Origin of the sequence: Aliihoeflea aestuarii, assembly GCF_024105665.1 — a bacterium.
In the GTDB taxonomy this organism is placed as follows: domain Bacteria; phylum Pseudomonadota; class Alphaproteobacteria; order Rhizobiales; family Rhizobiaceae; genus Aliihoeflea; species Aliihoeflea aestuarii.
On sequence record NZ_JAAAMK010000008.1, the window covers coordinates 49,017 to 71,061 of the forward strand.

19 protein-coding genes are annotated in these 22,045 nt (G+C 61.2%); 18 read left to right on the forward strand and 1 reads right to left on the reverse strand.

Annotation, left to right across the window (positions count from 1 at the left end):
- Nucleotides 1-101: 101 nt before the first annotated feature.
- The 5 genes from GTW25_RS15350 to GTW25_RS20755 all read left to right on the forward strand — a co-directional run bounded on the left by GTW25_RS15350 (nucleotide 102) and on the right by GTW25_RS20755 (nucleotide 5,143).
- Nucleotides 102-1,055, forward strand: a complete 954-nt coding sequence (locus tag GTW25_RS15350; RefSeq protein WP_252913128.1) for a DUF1403 family protein — start codon at nucleotides 102-104, stop codon at nucleotides 1,053-1,055.
- A gap of 2 nt (nucleotides 1,056-1,057) precedes the next feature.
- Nucleotides 1,058-1,717: an SMC-Scp complex subunit ScpB gene (scpB, locus tag GTW25_RS15355; RefSeq protein WP_252913129.1), complete on the forward strand. Its 660-nt coding sequence runs from the start codon at nucleotides 1,058-1,060 to the stop codon at nucleotides 1,715-1,717.
- A gap of 281 nt (nucleotides 1,718-1,998) precedes the next feature.
- Nucleotides 1,999-2,226, forward strand: a complete 228-nt coding sequence (locus GTW25_RS15360; protein ID WP_252913130.1) for a hypothetical protein — start codon at nucleotides 1,999-2,001, stop codon at nucleotides 2,224-2,226.
- The gene (locus tag GTW25_RS15365; RefSeq protein ID WP_252913131.1) at nucleotides 2,219-4,696 is read left to right on the forward strand and encodes an AAA family ATPase; all 2,478 of its coding nucleotides are present in this window, start codon (nucleotides 2,219-2,221) and stop codon (nucleotides 4,694-4,696) included. The genes GTW25_RS15360 and GTW25_RS15365 overlap by 8 nt, the downstream gene beginning before the upstream one ends.
- Before the next feature lie 201 nt (nucleotides 4,697-4,897).
- On the forward strand, nucleotides 4,898-5,143 hold the full coding sequence (locus GTW25_RS20755) for an HD domain-containing protein (protein WP_443592670.1): 246 nt from the start codon (nucleotides 4,898-4,900) through the stop codon (nucleotides 5,141-5,143).
- On the opposite strand, the gene GTW25_RS15370 is transcribed toward GTW25_RS20755, so the two are convergent.
- Nucleotides 5,067-6,005: a TnsB C-terminal domain-containing protein gene (locus tag GTW25_RS15370; RefSeq protein ID WP_252913132.1), complete on the reverse strand. Its 939-nt coding sequence runs from the start codon at nucleotides 6,003-6,005 to the stop codon at nucleotides 5,067-5,069. The two genes, GTW25_RS20755 and GTW25_RS15370, sit on opposite strands and share 77 nt — an antisense overlap.
- A gap of 175 nt (nucleotides 6,006-6,180) precedes the next feature.
- On the opposite strand from GTW25_RS15370, the gene GTW25_RS15375 reads away from it, so the two are divergent.
- The 13 genes from GTW25_RS15375 (at nucleotide 6,181) to GTW25_RS15435 (ending at nucleotide 22,043) form a co-directional block, all read left to right on the forward strand.
- Nucleotides 6,181-9,093 carry a Tn3 family transposase gene (locus GTW25_RS15375; RefSeq protein WP_252913133.1) on the forward strand — a complete coding sequence of 971 codons (2,913 nt, stop codon included), beginning with the start codon at nucleotides 6,181-6,183 and terminating at the stop codon, nucleotides 9,091-9,093.
- Nucleotides 9,094-9,218: 125 nt separating this feature from the next.
- The gene (locus tag GTW25_RS15380; RefSeq protein WP_252913134.1) at nucleotides 9,219-10,019 is read left to right on the forward strand and encodes a tetratricopeptide repeat protein; all 801 of its coding nucleotides are present in this window, start codon (nucleotides 9,219-9,221) and stop codon (nucleotides 10,017-10,019) included.
- A gap of 127 nt (nucleotides 10,020-10,146) precedes the next feature.
- A complete protein-coding gene (locus GTW25_RS15385) occupies nucleotides 10,147-10,692 on the forward strand; it encodes a recombinase family protein (RefSeq protein ID WP_252913224.1) in 546 nt (181 codons plus the stop codon).
- Nucleotides 10,689-11,114, forward strand: a complete 426-nt coding sequence (locus GTW25_RS15390) for a hypothetical protein (protein ID WP_504928256.1) — start codon at nucleotides 10,689-10,691, stop codon at nucleotides 11,112-11,114. Before GTW25_RS15385 ends, GTW25_RS15390 begins: the two co-directional genes overlap by 4 nt.
- A 22-nt stretch (nucleotides 11,115-11,136) precedes the next feature.
- A complete protein-coding gene (locus tag GTW25_RS15395) occupies nucleotides 11,137-12,300 on the forward strand; it encodes an acyl-CoA dehydrogenase family protein (RefSeq protein ID WP_290128071.1) in 1,164 nt (387 codons plus the stop codon).
- Between the two features lie 27 nt (nucleotides 12,301-12,327).
- The gene (locus tag GTW25_RS15400; protein WP_027264401.1) at nucleotides 12,328-13,719 is read left to right on the forward strand and encodes a phenylacetate--CoA ligase family protein; all 1,392 of its coding nucleotides are present in this window, start codon (nucleotides 12,328-12,330) and stop codon (nucleotides 13,717-13,719) included.
- Nucleotides 13,716-15,323: an acyl-CoA carboxylase subunit beta gene (locus tag GTW25_RS15405; protein ID WP_027264400.1), complete on the forward strand. Its 1,608-nt coding sequence runs from the start codon at nucleotides 13,716-13,718 to the stop codon at nucleotides 15,321-15,323. The genes GTW25_RS15400 and GTW25_RS15405 overlap by 4 nt, the downstream gene beginning before the upstream one ends.
- 10 nt (nucleotides 15,324-15,333) lie before the next feature.
- Nucleotides 15,334-17,340 carry an acetyl/propionyl/methylcrotonyl-CoA carboxylase subunit alpha gene (locus tag GTW25_RS15410; protein WP_027264399.1) on the forward strand — a complete coding sequence of 669 codons (2,007 nt, stop codon included), beginning with the start codon at nucleotides 15,334-15,336 and terminating at the stop codon, nucleotides 17,338-17,340.
- A 4-nt stretch (nucleotides 17,341-17,344) separates the two neighbouring features.
- Complete coding sequence (locus tag GTW25_RS15415) at nucleotides 17,345-18,304, forward strand: hydroxymethylglutaryl-CoA lyase (RefSeq protein WP_027264398.1); 960 nt, start codon at nucleotides 17,345-17,347, stop codon at nucleotides 18,302-18,304.
- Nucleotides 18,305-18,316: 12 nt separating this feature from the next.
- Nucleotides 18,317-19,231: an SDR family NAD(P)-dependent oxidoreductase gene (locus tag GTW25_RS15420; RefSeq protein WP_027264397.1), complete on the forward strand. Its 915-nt coding sequence runs from the start codon at nucleotides 18,317-18,319 to the stop codon at nucleotides 19,229-19,231.
- A complete protein-coding gene (locus tag GTW25_RS15425) occupies nucleotides 19,231-20,025 on the forward strand; it encodes a citryl-CoA lyase (RefSeq protein ID WP_027264396.1) in 795 nt (264 codons plus the stop codon). The genes GTW25_RS15420 and GTW25_RS15425 overlap by 1 nt, the downstream gene beginning before the upstream one ends.
- A 3-nt stretch (nucleotides 20,026-20,028) precedes the next feature.
- The gene (locus tag GTW25_RS15430) at nucleotides 20,029-21,192 is read left to right on the forward strand and encodes an acyl-CoA dehydrogenase family protein (protein WP_027264395.1); all 1,164 of its coding nucleotides are present in this window, start codon (nucleotides 20,029-20,031) and stop codon (nucleotides 21,190-21,192) included.
- Between the two features lie 11 nt (nucleotides 21,193-21,203).
- Entirely contained in the window at nucleotides 21,204-22,043 is an 840-nt protein-coding gene (locus tag GTW25_RS15435) for an HTD2 family dehydratase (RefSeq protein WP_027264394.1), read from the forward strand.
- Nucleotides 22,044-22,045 lie beyond the last annotated feature (2 nt).

A 22,045-nucleotide genomic window follows, 5' to 3' on the forward strand; every position in this document is an offset into this window, starting at 1 on the left:
GATAATGCAACATTATCGGTCGTATTTATCTCCAAACAGCCGGTGCGGATTCTGTTGATAATTCTCGCATAAACCGCACATTGCGTGTAGGCTGATCTGCAATGAATCGGCCAGTCACACCAATATCGCATCCTATCATACCGCTGCCGCGCGTGCCGGCCTGGGCGGTGCCGCGCAGCACCATCGACAGCGATGTCGAGGCTGCCTATATGGCCGGCAGTGCCCTGAATTCACTCGACAACCTGGTTTGCTACAATGCGCCATGGCTCGGCGCCTGGCGGCAGCGGCTCGCCCTCAAAGCCGCCGCCGCGAGCGTCAAACTGATGCGCCACACCGAGGACGAATCCGCCCTGCGTGATGCCTGGTATCTGCGCCAGCCCGGCGACGAGCTGGGCCCAGCCGGCAACGTGCTTTTGGCTTGGCGAAAGCTCACCGACCGTTCGTTGCTGCCAACGGTCGGGGTTCTGCAATCCGTCGCCGATCTGCTCGGCATCACCTGGTCGGATGTCTTTGCCGAGTGCATCGAGGAGGTTGCCGACGGCGTGCGCTCGGCGGCTCCCGCGCCGGTAATCGCCGCGCGCGCCGCAACGGCGATCATGCGCGAAGACCCGAAGGCCGAAGCCCTGGCCTGGTGGATGGCCGATCTTGCCCTGTCCCGACGCATGGGTTGGTCGCCGGCTGTTCCGTTGCTCGCGACCCAGATCCACGCGGACGTGCTTCGCACCGGTCCGGATCGTCGCCGGGGGCGCCCCGATGCTCCTGGCTTTGAGCGGGCAATCTGCCTTGCCGTCGCGGCCGGCGCGGCGGAGGCCTGCCAGCTCGCCGCCGGTATTGCGCAGCAGGCCGAACGTCTGCACGAGGTCACGCCGAAATTGCGCGCCAAGGGGGCAGGGGACGTCATTGCGTTGTTGCTGTCCGACGATGCCGTGTCCGGTTCCTTCACCAGCAGAGCGATGACCCGCTGGGCCAGCCGCCGGCTGTTCGAGCGGTTACAAAAAGTCGACGCCGTGCGCGAACTCAGCGGCCGGTCGACTTTCCGACTGTACGGGTTGTAGCCATGGGCCGTCCGTCACGCGATGCCGGTCTTCTGGATACCGAACTCGACGCCTTGCCGCCGGACCTTCGCTGGCGCGAATGGATGACGCGCGTGGAGGCCGTCATCTTCGCATCGCCCGAACCGGTCACGCGACAACTGCTCGCGGGCGTTGTCGGCCGCAATTGCAGCATCGATCTGCTGATCGAGGACATCGTCACCGAGCTGGCCCCGCGTCCCTACGAGATCGTCGCCGTCGCCGGCGGTTGGCAGTTTCGCACGCGGCCGCGTCAGGCCGACGTGCTGAAGGCCGCCTTCTGCGGCACCACCACGGGCGCCGAGATAACCGAAGGCGAGATGCTGGTGCTGGCTTCGATCGCCTATCACCAGCCGGTCACGCGTGCGGCGCTGTCCGACATGCTGGGCCGTGAGGTATCGCGCGACATCATAGGCCATCTGCGGCGGCTGGACATGATCGCATCGGGACCGCGCTCGCCCCAGCCCGGCGCGCCCTACACCTATGTGACCACGCGAAAGTTCTTGGAGCAGTTCGGGCTCGATACGCTGCGCGATCTGCCGGATATCGAAGCGCTTGAGGATGCCGGGTTGCTGAGCCAAGGCGCGGTAGGCGATAAATTGGCGCCGATTGCAAATGAAGAGGACGAAGCGGGCGTATTGGAATAGGGCAGCGCAAAGCAGACGGTGAGCGTCGAACCCCCACGAGGAGAGGAGCAGATGAGGTGCACGGTTAGAGCAGTCGCTCAACGGCAACTATCCGCTTCAACCGGTTGTCTTGACAGCGTGCTCCGTTTCCAAACAGGCCGTCCACTTAACGAGGAGCAAGGACCAGATGTAGGGGTGGTGTTCACCAGAACAAGGCGCATGGATTCACGGCAAAACATCATTCGTCTGTGGCCGATCTCGCTGTATTGTCTACAACAGCCAAACTTGGGGGGCATGTGAGCATGGAGGATGAAGCAGAGCTGGTAGATAAGCCGGACGAATTTCTTGAGGCCCTGGGAGAAGGTCTGAAGCAGAGAGAGGGTGTCGATGTCGGCCTGGCAGACGTCCTTAAGAACCACATTCTGAAAGCGGCTCCGGCTCAGAACGCCGTCGCTCAGGCCAAGGACGCGATCCTGAAACTCGCAGCCGAGCGAGCAAATCCTCCGCAGCCAGAGGTGGACAATGACTGACCCCTACTTCCTTCAGTCGTTGGGACTTTCTGGGTTCCGCGCGTATCTCCAACCGAAGACGTTCGATTTCAGAAAAAAGCGCTGTCTGGCGATCTTCGCGCCAAACGGCAGCGGCAAATCCAGCGTCATCGACGCGCTGGAGTTCATGTTCTCTGAGGACGGAACTCTCGAACGGCTCGGACAACGCGCCATCAATAACCAGGCTGGTCCCGTGGCGCTGGCGCACAATCTGGCTGAGGAGGCGAAGATTGCGTCGGCCGTTACGATCGGCGTGGTCTCGGGCAAGGATGTCATCAACGGCAGCCGACCGGCGACGGGGGCGAAGCGACTGATACCGGCGGTGGCCACGACTTTGAACGCCTGCTTCGCGGTGCCGCCGATCATCCGCGGGCATGCGCTGCGCACGTTCGTCGAAACGCATAAGCCTGAACAGCGCTATGCTGATGTCGCCAATTGGCTGCAGCTCGGCCCGCTTGTCGAGGTGCAGAAGAATATTCGTTCGCTGCGCACGCAGGTGAAGGCCGCCGCCGAGGACGAGACGGCGCTGCAGCGCGTTGACACCCAGCTTGCTAAGGAGACGGCCCAGGCGGTGAATACCTGGGATGAGGCGGCGGTGCTTTCCCACGCCAACACGTCGATCCTCGCGCCACTCGATCCATCGCTGGTGCTGGCGGCGCTGGCAGCCGGTGATTCGGCCTATCTCGAACTGGAATCGCGCGCCAAAGCCGAGGAGAACAACATCGGGCTTGCGGGCCTGCGCCAGATCCGCAATGCGGCTGCCGCCTTGCGGGCGCAGACGACGGACACGGAGAGCGGCGAGACCGTCGTCAGCGGTGCGATTCTGACTTTTGACTCGGCCGTCGCGGCGCTGTCGGCGGCGGCGATTAAGGAAACGGAAGAACGCGGCAAGGCGGCGAGCACCGTGTTTCAGGCTTTGTGGAAGGCCGCAGAGCCGTTTTTTGCCGAAGGGGTCGCGGCACCTGACATTTGCCCGGTCTGTACAACACCTGTCGCGGACACGGCGGCGGGTAGCGCTGAGACGATCCGGGCACACATTGCCAAGCACCTTGAGGAATTGGCGGACTACGCCGCCGCTAAGAAGGCGCTCGAGGAGGCCAAAACTGCGGCGACCAAGGCCCATACCCAGTTGGTAGCGGTGCTGCCGGGGTTGATTGGCCACCTCGGCGACGGCGAGGCGGCATTGAAAGCTGATCTTATCGCCTATCAAGCAGACATAGCCGGCTGGCCTCAGACCACCGTTCCTGCCTCGGCTGACATTGTTTCGGCAATCGCCAAGCTGCTCGCCATGCTCGATCAGGCCATTGCCGACATCGAATCGAAGCAAGGCGACCACACCTATATTAAGGCGAAGGCGAAGATCGATCGACTGCTGGAGCTACAAACCGAGCGGAACCTTGCGCTGCGGACACTGGATGAGCTGGTGAAACTCTCCAACGCCTTGACGGCGCAGGCGACGATAATCTCGGCCGAAATCCGCAAGAAGGTGCAGGCTCTGCTCGACAAGCTTCAGACGCCGATGAACGATATCTACAAGCTGATCCAGGGCGCTGGCGCCACGCCAATCCGGCTGGAGCTGCCGGGGGAAGACGACACGAACCAGCAGCGGCTCAACCTTCTGATCGATTTCGCCAAAAACCGCACGGGCGTGCAGCCGGGTGGCTATTTGAGCGACTCACAGATCCATTCGGTGGCGCTCGCGTTGCGGATGGCGGCGATCCAGCAATTTAACGTCGGCGCGCCCATCATCGCGCTGGATGACATCGTCACCTCCTACGATGCCGATCATCGGCGCACCATCGCCGGGCTCATCGCCACCATGTTCGGCGACTGCCAGATCCTGATCACCACTCACGACGAGCGGTTCTTCAATTATTTGAAGGATCAGCTTGAGGCGAAGGCGTGGCACTTCACCCGGATCATTGGCCTAGATCCGGCCTATGGGCCGCGTTTTGCCGACCACAAGGTCAGCGACGAAATGATCGAGGCGCGTTGGGCTGAGGGTCAGTCGGCGGCCAACGAGATGCGCCAGGCCGAGGAGGAATGGCTTCTCGGTATCTGCCGAGATTTTGGGGTCAGCGTCCGCATCCGACCGCTGGAGAGGGCCTATTCCTACGAACGCAGCGAGTTGGCCTCGGCGCTCGCCGGTCTGCTCAAGGATGCCAAGCTGATGCCGGCGCTGGTGCCGGGCGTCAACAACCGGTTCCTCGACAGTTTGGTGAAGGGCGAGATCGAGAATTTCGGCAGCCACTTCCAGGACTGGCCCTATGGCGACGGTTCGATCGGCGACGAGAAGACGCGCTGGGGGGAATTCAAGACCTTCCGCAGCCAGTTCGCTTGCAAGAAATGTAGCCGGACGAAATTCCAGCGGCCATTCGCTCTGAAAAGGCCGGTCTGCGCGCACAACGGCTGCGAGGCTCAGTTCGAGTTCGCGGCGGCTCCGGTGCAGTGAGTGCACAACGCTATTTTCCTCGAGGATTGTATGACAGTTAATGGGCCAAATTTCCGTCAAACATGGCTTTGGCGACAGGCATTTCAAACGCCACGCTCGGATAGTACAATTGAAGAGCAAGAGTTTTTCAGGACGCAATATCTCTCAATTCGAGAGCGTGCGGCGCAGCTCGTTTCCCGGATTGCAGTCGATTTGCCGGCGATGACGGTACACGACATCAGTCATTTGGATGCTCTATGGGACACCGCTTCTTCAGTTTCCGAGGGTGCCGTCAACGTCAATCCGGCTGAGGCATTCGTTCTTGGCGCGAGTATTCTTCTGCATGATGCAGCGATGAGCCTCGCGGCATATTCCGGTGGCCTAGCAGAAGTTAGGACGACCATTGCATGGAAGGACGCCATTGCACGCCTCGCCTTAGGCCGTGTGGACGAATTGACTCAGGTATAGGTTTGAGGGTTCCGCCAAGGAATTCCGTCTGATTCATAGATTGCCGACTGATTCTGGAGGTCGGCGATGTCCACGAGGATGACGGAAGCGGATTGGGTGAACGCGCTGGAGGTCTTTCGGGCCTGGCGATCCATTTCTCCAATTCTCGCAATGTGAGACGGGCGCGGCCCTCGGAATCGTAGCCGCCCCGGATCTTCACATTGCTGAATGTTGTGCCGGGCAGCAGATGCACGGCGCCCATCATTGTCCCGATCAGCCGCTCGATGTGCCCCCCAAAGCGCGGTGTTGCCGGCGGTCGGAACTGGAGTCTCATCCCATACTCCTTGCAGGCATCGGACAATGCCCGTGACCTGAAATCCGCGCCATTGTCGCAGTGAAGAACCTCGGGCAATCCAGCGACAGGCCAGGGGATGTCGATTTCGCGCTCATCCAGCCAGGCAGTCTTGTCGTAGACCGCATGCAGAAGGCAGAGGCCAACAGACGTACTTGATGGCGCCTCCAGTGATAAATGGAACCCCGCGACCATTCTCGTGCAGACGTCGATGGCAATTGTCAGAACAGGTCGACCGATGGGTTTACGAAACTGTTCGTCGACAACGATGACGTCGACAATGGTGTGATCGATCTGCCAAAGGGCGTTCGGCTTGGCGGCATTGAACTGACCAGGGCTTGGCGTGGATGCGGCCTCGATCTCGCGCTCCCCGCGTTTGCGGGCCGCTGACATTGGAATAAGTTCCGAGACCCTCCGCTGGACGGTGCTGCGGTGAGGCGGGGAGAGGCCTTCGGTGAGGCAGACTTCCCGGATACGCCGCAACAGCGCAGCAAGGCTTGGCTTCTCCTTCTTGAGCCAGAAGCCATCCACTTGCTCGGCAATGACGCGCTCAGTTCTCGGGTCGAGCCTGACCGCGCCTTCGTGCGTACCAGGCCTAATCGGCCCGAAGCTGGGATTTTGGCCAAGTTGTGGAACGTTGCGCGAACGGATTGACCACCATGGTTTCCTCGCCTGACAATTTGCTCCTGGAACAGGGAGCGGATTTATGGGCCTGCGTGTTTCGCCTGAGTCGTTGGCCAGGGAATGGAGCCTGTCGTTTGCCGACATCGACTTTGTGAACGCCAAGCCGGCCGGTTCGAGGCTCGGACTGGCGGTGCAGTTGAAGTTCTTCGCAGCCTTCGGATATTTCGCCACCACGGCGGATGAGGTTCCCGGTGAGTCGGTTTCGTATCTGGCCGACCAGCTTGACGGCGGCGAGACCGATCTTGACGGTTACGATTTTTCGGGGCGCTCGGGACGTCGCCATTGTGCAGAAATACTGCGTCACCTGGGTTTTCGGCGTATGAAACGCTCGGATCGCATGGCGCTTGTCGAGTGGATGGCTACAGAGGTTTGCCCAGGGGCGGCATCGGTCGGCGCGATGCTCGATGCTGCCTTTCTCTGGTGTCGCGACCACAAGATTTACGGCTCCTCGCGCAAGGAGATCGAGCGGCTGGTGCGCTCCGAACGGCAACGCTTCCTGGAAACATTTCTCGGCCGTGTGGAGGATCGGCTTGTTCCAGAAACGGCCGCTCTGATGGAAGCCTCTCTCGCCGATCCGGAAAGCCCGACGGGGTTCCACACGATCAAGGGCGATGCCGGGGCGGCGACGCTGGACAATATGCTTGGCCTCGCCGACCGATTGGCATTCATCAAGAAGCTGGAATTGCCGCGGGACTTGCTGACGGGCGCCGGCAAGACCTGGATCGACCAGATTGTCCGGCGGGTCGGCGCTGAAAAAGCCTCCGAGATGCGCCGCCATGCGCCAAGGCGGCAACTCGGCCTCTATGCTGTCTTCCTCATGGTGCGGCAAGCGCAGATCATCGACGGCATGATCGATCTTCTGGTGGAGACCGTGCACAAGATAGGTGTGCGGTCGAGACGCAAAGTCGTTGCCGGGATCGCCCGCGATATCGAGAAGGTTTACGGCAAGGAGCGGCTTCTGGTCGATATCGCGGGTGCAGCGATTGAGACGCCGGACGGCCGGGTTTGCGATGTGATCTTTCCAGTGGCGGGCAAGGAAAAACTTGCGGCGATCATCAAGGAGCATCGGGCGAAAGGCACGCTCGAGCGCCGCATCTATCAAGTGATGCGCGGCTCCTATGCCAATCACTATCGAAGGATCCTGCCGAGGCTGCTTTCGGTGCTGGAGTTTCGCTCGAACAATGCCGTGCATCGGCCGGTGCTCGAAGCTCTGGACTGGATCAGGCGGACGCTCGCCGGCGGATGCCGCATCGTTCCCAGGAACGGCGTGCCGATCGACGGCGTCATCCCGCCGAAATGGCGCAGTGCGATCGTCGGCAAGGACGGGCGCATCAACCGGATCAGCTATGAACTTTGCGTGCTGAGCCAATTGCGCGACCGCATCCGGGCCAAGGAAATCTGGGTGGTGGGCGCCGATCGCTATCGCAATCCCGACGATGACCTGCCCAAGGATTTCGAGACCAGGCGCGCGGCCTACTACGGCGCGCTGAACCTGACACCGGACGCGCCGGCCTTCACGCGCAAAATCCAGGCGGAGCTCGAACGGGAACTGCGGCTGCTGAACGCCGAAATCCCCCGTAACGACAAGGTGCGCATTCTCTGGCGCGGTGAAAACCGCATCTCGATCACGCCGTTCGATCCGCTGCCGGAACCGCACGGCCTTCAATCGGTCAAGTCCGAGATCGGCCGACGCTGGCCGATGACGGAGCTCCTGGATGTGTTGAAGGAGGCCGCGCTCGACACCGGCTTCCTGGACGCCTTTGAAACGTCAGCTTCTCGCGTGGCGCTTCCACGCGGTGCGCTCGACCGGCGCCTGATCTTGTGTCTCTACGGACTGGGCACGAATGCCGGTCTGAAACGGGTTGCAGCCGGATGTTCGGATGTCAGCTACGAGGAGTTGCTGCACGTCGGCCGGCGTTTCATCCACCGCGAGGCGCTCGAAACTGCATGCGGGCGCGTCGCCAATGCAACGTTGGCTGTCCGCAACACCGCCATCTGGGGCGAGACCGGCACGGCCTGCGCGTCGGATTCGAAGAAGTTCGGCGCATGGGACGGCAATCTGATGACCGAATGGCATGTCCGCTACGGCGGCCGGGGTGTAATGATCTATTGGCATGTCGAGAAGGGTTCGACCTGCATCTGTTCGCAGCTCAAGCGGTGCTCGTCTTCGGAAGTCGCTTCGATGATTAAGGGTGTGCTGCGGCATTGCACCGACATGGAGATCCAGCGGCAATATGTCGACAGCCATGGTCAGAGTGCTGTCGGCTTTGCCTTCTGCCGCCTGCTCGGGTTTGAGCTAGCGCCGCGCCTGAAGGCGATTGCACGCCAGAAACTGGCGCTGCCACATCCGGGTCTACGAGCTGAACTGCCCAATTTGCTGCCCGTTCTTTCCAATGTCGTCAATTGGGATGAGATCGAGCGGCAGTACGACGAAATGGTCAAATATGCCGCCGCCATGCACAGCGGGATCGCCGATCCGGAAGCGATCCTGCGCCGCTTTGCCCGTGCCGAGGTGATGCATCCGACCTACAAGGCGCTTGCCGAACTCGGCCGAGCGGTGAAGACGATCTTCCTGTGCCGTTATCTGCGCCACGAGGCGTTCCGCCGCGAAATCCACGAAGGCCTCAACGTGGTCGAAAACTGGAACAGCGCCACCAGCTTCGTATTTTTCGGCAAGGGCGGCGAGATTGCCTCCAACCGGCTCGACGATCAGGAGGTCTCGGCGCTCGCCCTGCATCTCTTGCAGGCATCGCTGGTCTACGTGAACACCCGGATGATGCAGTCGGTGCTGAGCGAGCCACAATGGTCGGTGCGGTTGACGCCTGACGACTATCGTGGCCTTACACCGCTGATCTATGGGCATGTCAATCCTTACGGCCGCTTCGACCTCGATCTCGAGCGCCGCATCGATTTCGAGTGGAAGCAGGCGGCGTGATCACAGTTGGAGGGAGCAAAATGCCCATCTCAAAGAAGCCCTGGAAGAAAGCGGCGACTCCCAAGCAGCCGACAGATGACAGCATACGGCCACCGTTGCCGGACCGGCGCGGCATGGAGGGATTCATGGCCGGCCTTTTCGGCGGGCGCCATGGGAGCGATCCGACAGAGGCGGCACAGGACATCATGTATGAGGCTTGGGAGGCGACCACTCGCAGCAAACGTATCGCGCTGGCCAGGAAAGCGCTTGAAGTGTCGCCGCTCTGCGCTGACGCCTATGTGCTGCTAGCCGAAGAGGAAGCGCGGTCTGGCGAGGAAGTGCTGGACTACTACCAGCAGGGTGTCGAGGCAGGGGAGATGGCCCTCGGTTCGGAAGGGTTCGAGGAATATGCCGGTCACTTCTGGGGCTTTCTCGAAACTCGTCCCTACATGCGCGCGCGGGCAGGTCTTGCCGCTGCGCTCTGGCGGCTTGGTCGTCATAAGGAGGCGATCGGCCATTATCAGGCCATGCTCAAGCTCAACCCCAATGACAATCAGGGCATCCGCTACGTGCTGGCCGGGCATCTGCTGGCCCGCGAAGACATCAAGGCCTTGAAAAAGCTCATCAGGCAATACGAAGACGATGGCGCTGCCGCGTGGCTTTACACGCAGGCGCTTCTCGCCTTCCGGGAAAACGACCCGGATGCCGGCAAACTGGCCGAGGAAGCCTGGCTGGCCAACAGCCATGTGCCTGGCGTCCTATCGGGCAAGCAGCCTCTGGTGGCCTCTATGGACGGGTATATCACCATGGGCGGCGAGGACGAGGCCGCCGATTACGTCGAGGAAAACGGCAAGGTCTGGCAGTCGACGCCCGGCGCTGTCGAGTGGCTGGTGGAAGCGACCAGGAAATTGAAACCGCGCAGACGACGGGGCAGTGCTGGCGGCTAATTTGGGTATACCCGGCCTGAACATCCGCCATGAACACGCCGCGACCGGAAAAGCATGTATATTTTGGGCTCAATCTGCGTTATTGAACAGATCGTTGCGTCGGCACACCCAAAATGAACAGTTTTGCATGACCCGCATCGGATATGCCCGCACCTCCACCGCCGACCAGAACCTCGCCGCGCAGATTGCCGCCCTCAAGGCCGCGGGCTGCGAGGTCATTCGCGAGGAACAAAAGAGCGGGACGTCGCTCGATGGGCGTTCGCAACTCAACACCATCCTGGACTTCATCCATCCCGGCGAGACGCTTGTTGTCACCAGGATCGACCGGCTGGCTCGCTCTCTGCACGACCTTCAGGTGATCGTCGATCGCCTCAACGTGAAGGCCGCCCATCTCTTCGCAACGGAGCAACCCGTCGATACCTCGACGCCCGCCGGCAAGGCATTCTTCGACATGCTCGGGGTGTTTGCCGAATTCGAGACCAATCTGCGGCGCGAGCGCCAGGCCGAGGGGATCGTGGCTGCCAAGAAGCGCGGAATCTACAAGGGCCGGCCACCGAAAATCGACCGCAACGAGATCCGACAAAGGCTGAAACAGGGGCACGGTCCGACGCAAATCGCCCGTGATCTCGGCATCTCGCGCGGCACCGTTTATCAAGTACGGAAAAGCGGATGACAAAGGGTAAGATCGTAACCCGGCTGACGCCAGCGGCATGCGAGGAAATCCAGACCCACATGCTCGAGGCCTGCCAGAAGGTCGCCGCCAACCATGGCCTGGTAGCCGAGAGCGCCGGATGGCGCGGCATGGACACCGGCTTCGCCTTCGAGCTCGTATTCCGTGTCAGCGTTCCCGCCTCCGATGGTACGGCATTCAATCTCGAACAGGACAGGTTCGAGTTCCTGGCCGAACACTACGGCTTGCAGCCTTCCGACTTCGGCCGCGAGTTCCGCACCGGCAGCGAGCGGTTCCAGATTACCGGCATCGATCCCAAGCGGCCACGCTATCCGATCTCCGCCGAGCGAATTCCCGACCGCAGAGGCTTCAAATTTGCCGCTGAACAAGTCGCCATGATTCTTCACGCGCAGAGTAAGCCGTAAAGTTCTTTAATTGTTCTGCGAGTTGGCCAAAATCGCAGCTTCGGGCCGATTAGGCCAGATTTACGACTATGGCGGCCAGCTGGCGCAGAAGTTCGACAACGATTACTGGCTGAGACACGCACGCAAGCACGAGTTTCCGCACGAAATGTTCCGCCAGATCGCCGATGACGGCTTCCTCGGCATCATGGTGCCCGAGGAATATGGCGGCGCGGGCCTTGGTATGACCGAAATGGCCCTGTTCATGGAGGGCACCGCCAATCACGGCATTCCGCTTTTGATGATGGTGGTCGGGCCGACCATGTCGCTGGCCCATATCGCCAGCCACGGAAGCGAGTTCCACAAGAAAGAACTGCTGCCGGCTGCCTGCCGCGGTGATATCCAGTTCTGTTTCGCGATCACTGAACCGGGGGCCGGGTCGAACACGATGAAGGCCACTACGCTGGCCAAGCGTCGAGGCAACCGGTTCAGCCTGTCGGGCGAAAAGACCTTCATCACCGGGGCCGAAGTGGCCGACTACTGCCTCGTGGTGGCGCGGACCAAACCGCATACCGAGGTCAGCCGCAAGACCGACGGCTTTACCCTGTTCGCCGTGGATCTGAAGAAAAAAGGCGTCGACAAGCAGCGGGTGAAGATCTCGATCCCCCTGCCCGAGGAGCAGTGGACACTGTTCTTCGACGATGTGGATCTCGGCCCCGAGGATGTGGTCGGCGAGGTGGACGAAGGGTTCTCGATCCTGTTCGACAGCCTCAACCCCGAGCGTATCATCCTGGCCGCCTTGTGCTGCGGCATCGGCCGGTTCGCCCTGAACAAGGGCGTGGCCTATGCCTCCGAGCGCAATGTGTTCGGCCAACCCATCGGTGCGCACCAGGGCGTGCAGCACCCGATGGCCAAGGCGCACACAGCGGTCGAGATGGCCAGCCTGATGACCCGGCGCGCGGCATGGGAGTTCGACAACAAGCTGCCTGCCGGTGCGTCGTCGAACATGGCGAAATATGCCGCCGCCGAAGCCGGGATCGAAGCGGTCGACGCGGCGCTTCAGGCGCATGGTGGATCGGGCTTTACCGAAGATACGGGGCTTTATGAGATGTACCCGCTGGTCCGCCTGCTGCGCACAGCGCCGGTGAACCGCGAACTGTGCCTGAGCTTTATCGGCGAAAAGGTCATGGGGCTGCCACGATCCTATTGATCGCCACGGCTTGGAACGGAGAACGACATGCAATTTGGAATGCGCTTCCGGCGGGAAGATGCCGCCGACAAGGTAAATGATCGCTTCTGGCACGCGATCGAGGGCACGCCGCTCGACGAGGTGCGCCGTATTCAGGAAGAGCGGCTGCGCGATCAGATGGCCTATCTCAAGGCAAACTCGACTTTCTATCAGGAGAAGTTCGCGAAAGCCGGTGTGGAATTCGACGATATCCGCACCATCGAAGACCTCCAGAAACTGCCCTATACCTACAAGACCGAGATCCGCGAAAGCCTGGCCGCCGAACCGCCGTTCGGCAAACACCGGGCCGCGCCGATGGCCGATATCATCCAGATGCAGGCCTCGTCCGGCACCACCGGAAGCCCGTCTTACGTGGCGCTGACCGAAGCCGATACCGAGATGTGGCACGAGATGACGGCGCGCTGTTTCTTTGCCAATGGCGTGCGGTCCGGCGATATGGTGCTGCATGCGTTTTCGCTGGCCAAGGGTTTTGTCGGCGGCATTCCGGTGATGCAGGGGTTGCAGTACATGGGCGCAATCGACGTGCCTGTGGGGGCGGATGGTGGCGTGGAACGGCTGCTGCGCGCCTGCGCCGACACGCGCCCGCGTTGCATCGTCGGCGCGCCGAATTTCGTGCTGCACCTGGCTGACAAAGCGCCCGAAGTGCTCGGCTGCAAAGCCAGTGAACTGGGCGTCGAACAGATCATCGTCGGTGGCGAACCCGGCGGCGGCATTCCCGCCATCCGGGCCAAGATCGAAGCGGCCTGGGGCGCGAAATGCTGTGAGATGCTGGGCGGCACCGATCTGGGTGTGACCTATTGGGCTGAATGCGATGCCCAGTCGGGGATGCATATGGTCAACATGGACTACATCATTACCGAATTGCTCGACCCCGAAAGCGGAGAAATCATCCCTTGGGAAAAGGGTGCCGAGGGCGAGATGATCTATACCGCGCTCGGCCGTCGGGCGAGCCCGCTCGTGCGATTCCGGTCGGGCGATTACATCGAGGTTCTCGACACCGACTGCACCTGCGGGCGCACCGGGCCCAAGATCCGCTGCACCGGCCGGACCGACGACATGCTGATCGTGCGCGGGGCCAATGTCTTTCCCTCGGCCATCAACAGCGTGATCACCGAGATGGTGCCGGAGACCAACGGCGTCATGCGCATCGTGGCCGATTTCGAGGGTCACACCACGCAGGGCGCGCTGACGGTGATCGTCGAACGCGGTCCCGACCGCGACGCCGCGGATGACCAGGCGCTCAAGAAGAAAATCGAGCAGCGCCTGCGCGATGCCCTTGTCTTCAAGGCCGACGTTCACCTTGTCGCGCCCGACACCTTTGAGAAACCCGGTGCCGCCAAGGTCGCCTTCGTTCTGAGAGAATATCCGGACCTGCCATGACAAGAATGAAATCCCTTCTCGACACCGGGTCCGACGACTTCCGCGCCAACGACGTGTCTTACCGCGAAAAGGTCGATGAACTACATGCCCTCCGGCTCAAACAGCGCGTCGGCGGCCCCGAAAAGGCGCGCAAACGTCATGTGGACAAAGGCAAAATCCTGCCGCGCGAAAGAATTGAAAGGCTGATCGACCCGGGTACACCATTCCTGGAACTCGGCGAGCTGGCCGGGTTGAACAAATATGAAGGCGTGCCACCGGGCGCGGGCATCATCACGGGCATCGGTGTGATCGAAGGCCGTCAGTGCATGATCATCGCCAATGATGCCACCGTAAAGGGCGGCACCTATTTCGGCATGACTTCCCGCAAGCATGTGCGCGCCCAGAAGATCGCATGGAAGAACCGTCTGCCCGTCATCACCCTCGTGGATTCCGGCGGTGCCTTCCTGCCGGATCAGGAAAACATCTTTCCTGACGAAGGCCAGTTCGGGTCCATCTTTCACCAACAGATCGGCATGTCGGGCGATGGTGTGCCGCAAATCGCCGTGGTCATGGGGCCCTGCACCGCGGGTGGCGCATATATTCCCGCGCTCTGTGACGAAGTGGTGATCGTGCGCGGTCAGGGCTTTATGTATCTGGGCGGACCGGAATTGACCTTTGCCGCAACCGGCGAAAAGGTCGAAGCCGAAGAACTGGGTGGCGGCAAGATGCATTCGTCGGTGTCGGGCGTGACCGACCATCTGGCCGAGGATGACGCCCACGCCCTGGCCATCACCCGCGAGATCGTCAGCCATCTGGGCGAAAAGCCCCGGCCCCGCAAGACGCCCGCCGCGCCGCGCCCGCCGGCCTATCCGGTCGAGGAAATCTACGGCATTGTCAGCCGCGATCCCAGGGTGCCGACAGACAACCGCGAGATCGTCGCGCGGCTGGTGGACGGCAGCGATTTTCACGAATTCAAGCCGCTTTATGGCGACACGATCATGACCGGCTGGGGGCGCATCCACGGCCACGAGGTCGGGATCATCGCCAATACAGGCGTGCTTTTCGTCGAAGCCGCGCTGAAGGCGACGCATTTCATCAATCTCTGCGTCCAGCGTGATATTCCGCTGCTGTTCCTGGCCGATGTGAACGGCTTCATGGTGGGCCGCGAGGTCGAGCAGATGGGCATTGCCAAGGCCGGTGCTAAAATGATCACGGCCATGTCTTCGGCCCGGGTGCCGAAATTCACAATCATCACCGGTGGCTCTTACGGCGCGGGATACCTGGCGATGCTGGGCCGCCCGTTCCAGCCGGACGCAATGTTCGCCTGGCCGACGGGACGGTCGGCAATCATGGGGCCGGAACAGGCCGCCAGCGTGCTGGCTCAGGTCCGCGCGCAGATCAACGAACGCGAAGGCAAAAGCTGGACCCCCGAGGAGGAGGAAGCCTTCAAGGCACCGATCCGCAAGGAATACGAAGATTTTCAGGGGGCCTATAATTTTGCTTCCAACCTTTGGATCGACAGCGTGATCGAGCCCTGTGAGACCCGTGACGTCATGGCGCTGATGCTGGATGTAACATCGCGCAGACCCAAGGTCGAAACCAACTTCGGCGTGTTCAGGATGTGAGGAGCGAACCGTGAAAATCAAGACGCTTCTGATCGCCAACCGCGGCGAAATTGCCTGCCGGATCGCGCGCACTGCGCGGGCAAGCGGTATCATTCCCGTCGGCGTGCATTCGCAGGCCGACGTCAATGCCCTGCATGTCCGCGAGATTGGCAAATCTGTCTGTATCGGCGCCGGACCTGCATCCCAGAGCTATCTGAAAATCGACGCGGTGATTGCCGCTGCGCAATCAGTGGGCGCGGATGCGATCCATCCCGGTTATGGCTTTCTGGCCGAAAACCCCGATTTTGCTCGTTCGGTCGAAGCCGCCGGCATGATCTTCATGGGGCCGACGCCGGAAACGCTTGAACGTTTCGGCGACAAGGCCAGCGCCAAAGAGGCCGCCGTGGCGGCCAGCGTCCCGGTGATTTCGGGCGCCGAAGGTGCGCGGTCCGATCCCGAGCAGATTGCCGAGGAGGTGCGCCAAATGGGCCTGCCGGTGCTGCTCAAGGCGGTCGGCGGCGGTGGTGGGCGCGGACAACGGCTCGTCACTGACGAGACCACGCTGGTCGAGGACATCGAAGGCGCGCTGCGCGAAGCAAAATCCACCTTCGGCTCCGAAGGGCTGCTGTTGGAGCGTTTCCTGCCCGAGGCGCGCCATGTTGAAGTGCAGATCGCAGGTGACGGCAAGGGCCATGTGGTGCATCTGTTCGAACGCGATTGCACGCTTCAGCGCCGCCACCAGAAGGTCATCGAGGAAGCCCCGGCCTGGGGTCTGCCCCGAACGCTTCTGGACGACATCGCACGCGACGCGGTGCGCTTGGGCGAAACGCTGGACTATCGCGGGCTGGGCACGGTCGAATTTCTGGTCGCGGGTGGCGAGTATTTCTTCCTTGAGGTGAACCCGCGCATTCAGGTGGAACATCCCGTCACCGAAGCGATCACCGGGCTGGACCTTGTCGCGCTTCACCTGCGGATTGCCGAAGGCGCGGGCCTTGGACTGGTGCAGGACGATCTGACGATCAACGGCCACGCGGTCGAGGCGCGGCTTTACGCCGAAGATCCGGCGATGCAATTCGCCCCGTCGACGGGCACGCTCTCCACGCTCAGCCTGCCATCGGGCCTGCGCATCGACAGCGGCGTCGAAGAAGGCGATGCCGTCACGCCCTACTACGACCCGATGATCGCCAAGCTGATCGTGCACGCGCCCGACCGGGAAACCGCATTGGCACGTCTAGCCACGGCGCTTGATCATGTCGCGGTCGAAGGTGTCGAAACCAATCGCGCCTTTCTGACGGCGCTGGCGCGAAACCATGAATTCGAACGGATGCAGGTGCATACCCGCTGGATCGACGGCAGGCTGGATGAGCTGACACAGGCACCCGGCCTGACCCGCCCAGATCTGTGGAAGGCGACCGCTGCCATTCTCTTCGTGACCCAGTCGCGCAGCGACACAGACGCCAATCCCTGGACCAACCGTGATGCCTTTACCGGCTGGCGGCTTGGACTGGGCGGCGATGCGATTGAAGCGGGGCAGCGCGTGACGCTTACCGATTCTGACGAGGTATCCGAAGAACTGCGCGTCAGTCCTGTCAAACCGGGTGCCAAGTACACCATCCGTTCGGAGAAAGGCGAGGCGCTGATACTGTCGGCACGTGAACTGACCCCGGGCCGTTGGCGTGTCGGCGAAGGCGACACCGTCCATCTGATCGACGCGCGCCTGCACGCGGGCGTGATCGAACTGGATACGCCCGAAGGCCGCCTGGTCTTTCGGCCCGCCGCGCCCCTTGCCTTTGCCGGCGGCGATGCCGCGGCGGATCGCGCCGTGACCTCTCCGCTGACCGGCATGATTGTCGAAATCAAGGTCTCCGACGGTCAGAGCGTGGCCGAAGGCGACGTGGTCGCGGTCATGGAATCCATGAAACTCGAAATCTCGATCCGGGCGGCCGCGGCCGGGATCGCCAGCAATATATCCGTCTCGAATGGGGACATGGTCGATCGCGGCCAGGTCATCGCCGAGATCCTGCCATCCGAGGAGTGATGAAATGAGCGACTTTCCCAAATTCGTAGAATTTCGTGAAGAAGGCCCGCGTGAGGGTTTTCAGATCGAAAAGAAGATTTACCCGATCGAAGAGCGGATCGAACTGATCGACATGCTCAGCGAAACCGGCTTGAAACGCATTCAGGTCGGCAGCTTTGTCAGCCCGAAATACGTTCCTCAGATGGCGGACACCGGCGAGTTGTTCCAGCGTATCAAGCGCAAACCGGGCGTGAACTACACATCGCTGTGGCTGAACGACAAAGGGTTTCGCAAGGCCCTGACCGCGCATGAGGTCGATATCGACCCGCGTCTGCTGTTCTATCCTTCCGAAGCATTCGCCCAATCGAACAACAATTGTTCCTCGGCCGAGATGCGGGAAAAACAACGTGACTGGGTCCGTCTTTACAAGGAAGAGGGATATACCGTCGACGCGGCCTATGTGATGACCGCTTTCGGCTGCAACCTCGAGGGCCCCATCCCCCAAGAACGCATCTTGGACGATTTCCGCTTTATCCTTCAGCTATGCGAAGAAGAGAACATCCCCGTGCCGATCCTCGTGGTCGCCGACACCATGGGTTGGGGAAACCCCGAGGCGGTCAAACGGATGATCGGCGCCCTGCGCGAATTGGCGCCCGAGGCGCGCATCGGTATGCACATCCATGACACACGTGGGCTGGGGATCGCCAACGTTTATGCGGCCCTGTCGATGGGCGTGGACATGTTCGAAAGCTCCGTCGCCGGTCTTGGCGGCTGTCCTTTCGCGGGCCACGGCCACGCGCGCGCCGCAGGAAATGTCTGCACCGAGGATGCAGTGTTCCTGTGTCACGAGCTCGGCATCGAAACCGGCATTGATCTGGACAAGCTGATCGCAGCGGCGGTCAAAGCAGAAGAGATCATCGGTGTGCCGCTCATGGGCCGGGTCATGCACACCGGCGGGTTGGACAAATACCGCAAGTCACGCTGAGGGAGCAAGAAGATGACAAAAGCACTTGACGGAAAGGTCGTTCTGGTCACCGGGGCCGGCGGTGGGATCGGGCGTGATATCGCCTTGATGGCAGCTACCGAAGGCGCCGCCGTGGTGGTCAATGATCTGGGCGCATCCCTGAAAGGCACCGGTCAGACAGAAACTGCGGCGCAGAAAGTCGTCGAAGAGATCAGGGCCGCTGGGGGCGATGCCATTGCCGATGGCGGCTCTGTCACCGATCCCGATGCCGCGCGCGCGATGATCGAAGCCGGGGTCAAGGAATTCGGTCGCATCGACGCGGTGGTAAACAACGCCGGCATTCTGCGCGACGGTTACTTCCACAAGATGACCTATGAGGATTTCGACGCGGTGGTGAAGGTCCATCTTTATGGTGCCTTCAATACCAGCCGCGCGGCCGCCGACTATTTCCGCGAACAGGAAAGCGGCGCGCTCGTGCACATGACCTCGACCTCGGGGCTGATCGGCAATCTGGCGCAGGCGAATTATTCGGCGGCAAAGCTGGGCATCGCGGCCTTCTCGAAATCGGTAGCGCTCGACCTGAAACGCTGGAACGTGCGGTCAAACTGCATCGCGCCCTTCGCCTGGAGCCGGATGATATCGTCGATCAAGACCGACACGGAGGAACAGAAGGCGCGGGTCGAGAAGGTCAAGAAGATGACCCCCGCCAAGGTCGCGCCGATGGCCTGTTACCTGATGAGCGACCGCGCGGCGGATGTGTCGGGGCAAATCTTTGCAGTGCGGATGAACGAGATATTCCTGTTCAACCAGCCCCGCCCGCTCCGGTCCGTCCACTCCGGTGACGGCTGGACCGCCGATGAAATCGCCGAGCGCGCCATTCCCGCGCTCAAATCGCAATTCACACCGCTCGAAGTTTCGGCGGATGTCTTTTCGTGGGATCCGGTCTAATGGGAAAACGCAAAGAAAAAATCAGCTCCGACATTGCCTGGAGCACCCCCGACAAGATCTGCGTGCGCGGGCTCGACTTGCCGAACGAAATCCTCGGCCACATGAACCTGGGCGATCTGGCCTTTCTGCAATTGACGGGCCGCAAGGCCACGCTCGAGGAAAGCCGCGTCTTCAACGCCATCATCATCACCCTTGTCGAACATGGCATCACGCCATCGGCCCTGGCGGCGCGGATGACCTATATGGGGGCGCCGGAATCGCTTCAGGCGGCTGTGGCGGCTGGCTTGTGTGGGCTGGGCACCGTCTTTGTCGGTTCTATGGAAGGTGCCTCGAAAATGCTTTACGAGGCACTGCCACAGGACAAGTTGGGCACCGGTGTCGATCTGGATGCGCTGGCCGTCGAGACGGTGGAAAAATTCCGCGCCCGCAAGATGATCGTGCCGGGGCTCGGACATCCGGTGCACAAGCCGGTCGATCCGCGCACACCTCGCCTGTTCCAGATCGCTGCCGAGAACGGCAAGTCCGGTGAATACATCGAGTTGATCCAGAAAATTCAGGCCGTTGCCGAAGAAAAATCGGGTAAGATGCTGCCGATTAACGCCACCGGGGCGATCGGAGCAATCTGCTGTGAATTTGGCTTCCCCTGGAAGATCGTGCGGGGCTTTGGCGTCATGGCACGCGCCATCGGTCTGGTCGGTCATATCCTCGAAGAGAGCGAAAACCCGATTTCCTATGAGCTTTGGCAGCGTGCCGAGCAGGAAATTCTTGAAACGTCGGGTTCAGGAGCGAAGTAACCGATGCAGACGTCAGCCCCAGACACTCACACCGATCTGCGCGACGCCTTGCGCGCACTTTGCGCGCAGTTTCCGCCAGAATATCATCGCAAGTTCGGCGAGGATGAAACCTACCCCGAGGAATTCGTCGATGCGCTGACCCGCGAGGGCTGGCTCGCCGCGATGATCCCAGAAGAATACGGCGGCTCGGGTCTGGGCCTGACGGAAGCCTCGATCATCATGGAGGAGGTGAACCGCTGCGGCGGCAACGCGGGCCATTGCCACGGGCAGATGTACAATATGGGCACGCTGCTGCGGCATGGTTCGGAGGAGCAGAAACAGAAATATCTGCCCGGCATCGCCAGCGGCGAATTGCGCCTGCAATCCATGGCCGTGACCGAACCGACCACCGGCACCGACACCACCAAACTGAAGACCACGGCGGTGAAAAAGGGCGACCGGTATGAGATCAATGGCCAGAAGGTCTGGATCAGCCGTATCCAGCATTCCGACCTGATGATCCTGCTGGCACGCACCACGCCGCTGGCCGAGGTCAAGAAGAAATCGCAGGGCCTGTCGATCTTCATGGTCGATCTGAAAGAGGCGATCGGCAACGGCATGGAGGTCCGCCCCATCGCCAATATGCCCGGCCACGAAACCAATGAAGTGTTTTTCGACAACCTGGAAATCCCCGCCGAGAACCTGATCGGGACCGAGGGGCGCGGATTTTACCATATTCTTGACGGGCTGAACGCCGAACGTACCCTGATTGCGGCGGAATGTATCGGTGATGGATACTGGTTCGTCGACAAGGCCCGCACCTATGCCGGCGACCGCATGGTCTTTGACCGCCCCATCGGCCAGAACCAGGGCGTGCAATTCCCTATCGCCAGGTCCTATGTGAACATCGAGGCCGCCAATCTGATGCGCTTTGAAGCCTGCAGGCGGTTCGATGCTGGGCTGGATTGCGGAGCACAGGCGAATATGGCCAAGCTGCTGGCTTCGGAGGCCAGCTGGGAAGCGGCCAATGCCTGCATCCAGACCCATGGCGGCTTCGGTTTCGCACGGGAATACGATGTCGAGCGCAAGTTCCGCGAGGCGCGCCTCTATCAGGTCGCCCCGATCTCGACCAACCTGATCCTGTCATATGTCGGAGAACATATCCTCGGCATGCCAAGATCGTTCTGAAGGCCAGGATTATGGGTGAGATCGACCTTGACGCGCTGGCGCCCTGGCTGGGACGCACCGAGACTAAAGAAGACGTTCTGACGGAGGGGCTGATCGACAAATTCCGCGCCACGCTCGGTCCGCATCTTTGGGACGGATCAGGCGATGTCCCGCTGGGAATTCATTGGTGCATTTCCCTTGATACCGTGCCAGCGACCGCCCTGTCAGAAGACGGCCATGCCGCAAGGGGTGGATTCCTACCCCCTGTCCCGCTGCCCGCCCGGATGTGGGCCGGCGGCGATGTTAAACATATCGCGCCGCTGAAAATCGGCGAAACCATCACCCGGCGCTCTTCGATCAGGGATATTGTGGCCAAGCAGGGCCGTAGTGGACCATTGGTGTTTGTGACCGTCGAACATGAGTATCTGAGTGGCAACCGGCTTTGTATCCGGGAGCAGCAAACGATCGTTTATCGTGAGATTTCCACCCCCCGCACGGGCGAGAGCGCAGCTGACGCGGGTGACCCCACCACGCTTAGATCGACGCTGACACCGGATCCTGTTCTTCTGTTTCGCTATTCGGCGCTGACGTTCAATGCCCATCGCATTCACTATGATTACGTCTACGCCACCGAAACCGAAGCCTATTCCGGGCTTGTTGTGCATGGCCCATTGCAGGCCACGCTGCTTCTGAATCTGGCGGCGGATGCGTTGAAAACATCGCCCCACCGGTTTTCGTTCCGCGGCCTCGCGCCACTCACCCTGCCCTGCGAATTGCAACTGCACAATGAAGAGACCGGCACCTCCGGGACAGTCTGGTGTCAGGATCAAAACGGTCTTCGAAGCTTTTCCGCAGAGTACGCGGCTGTCTGATC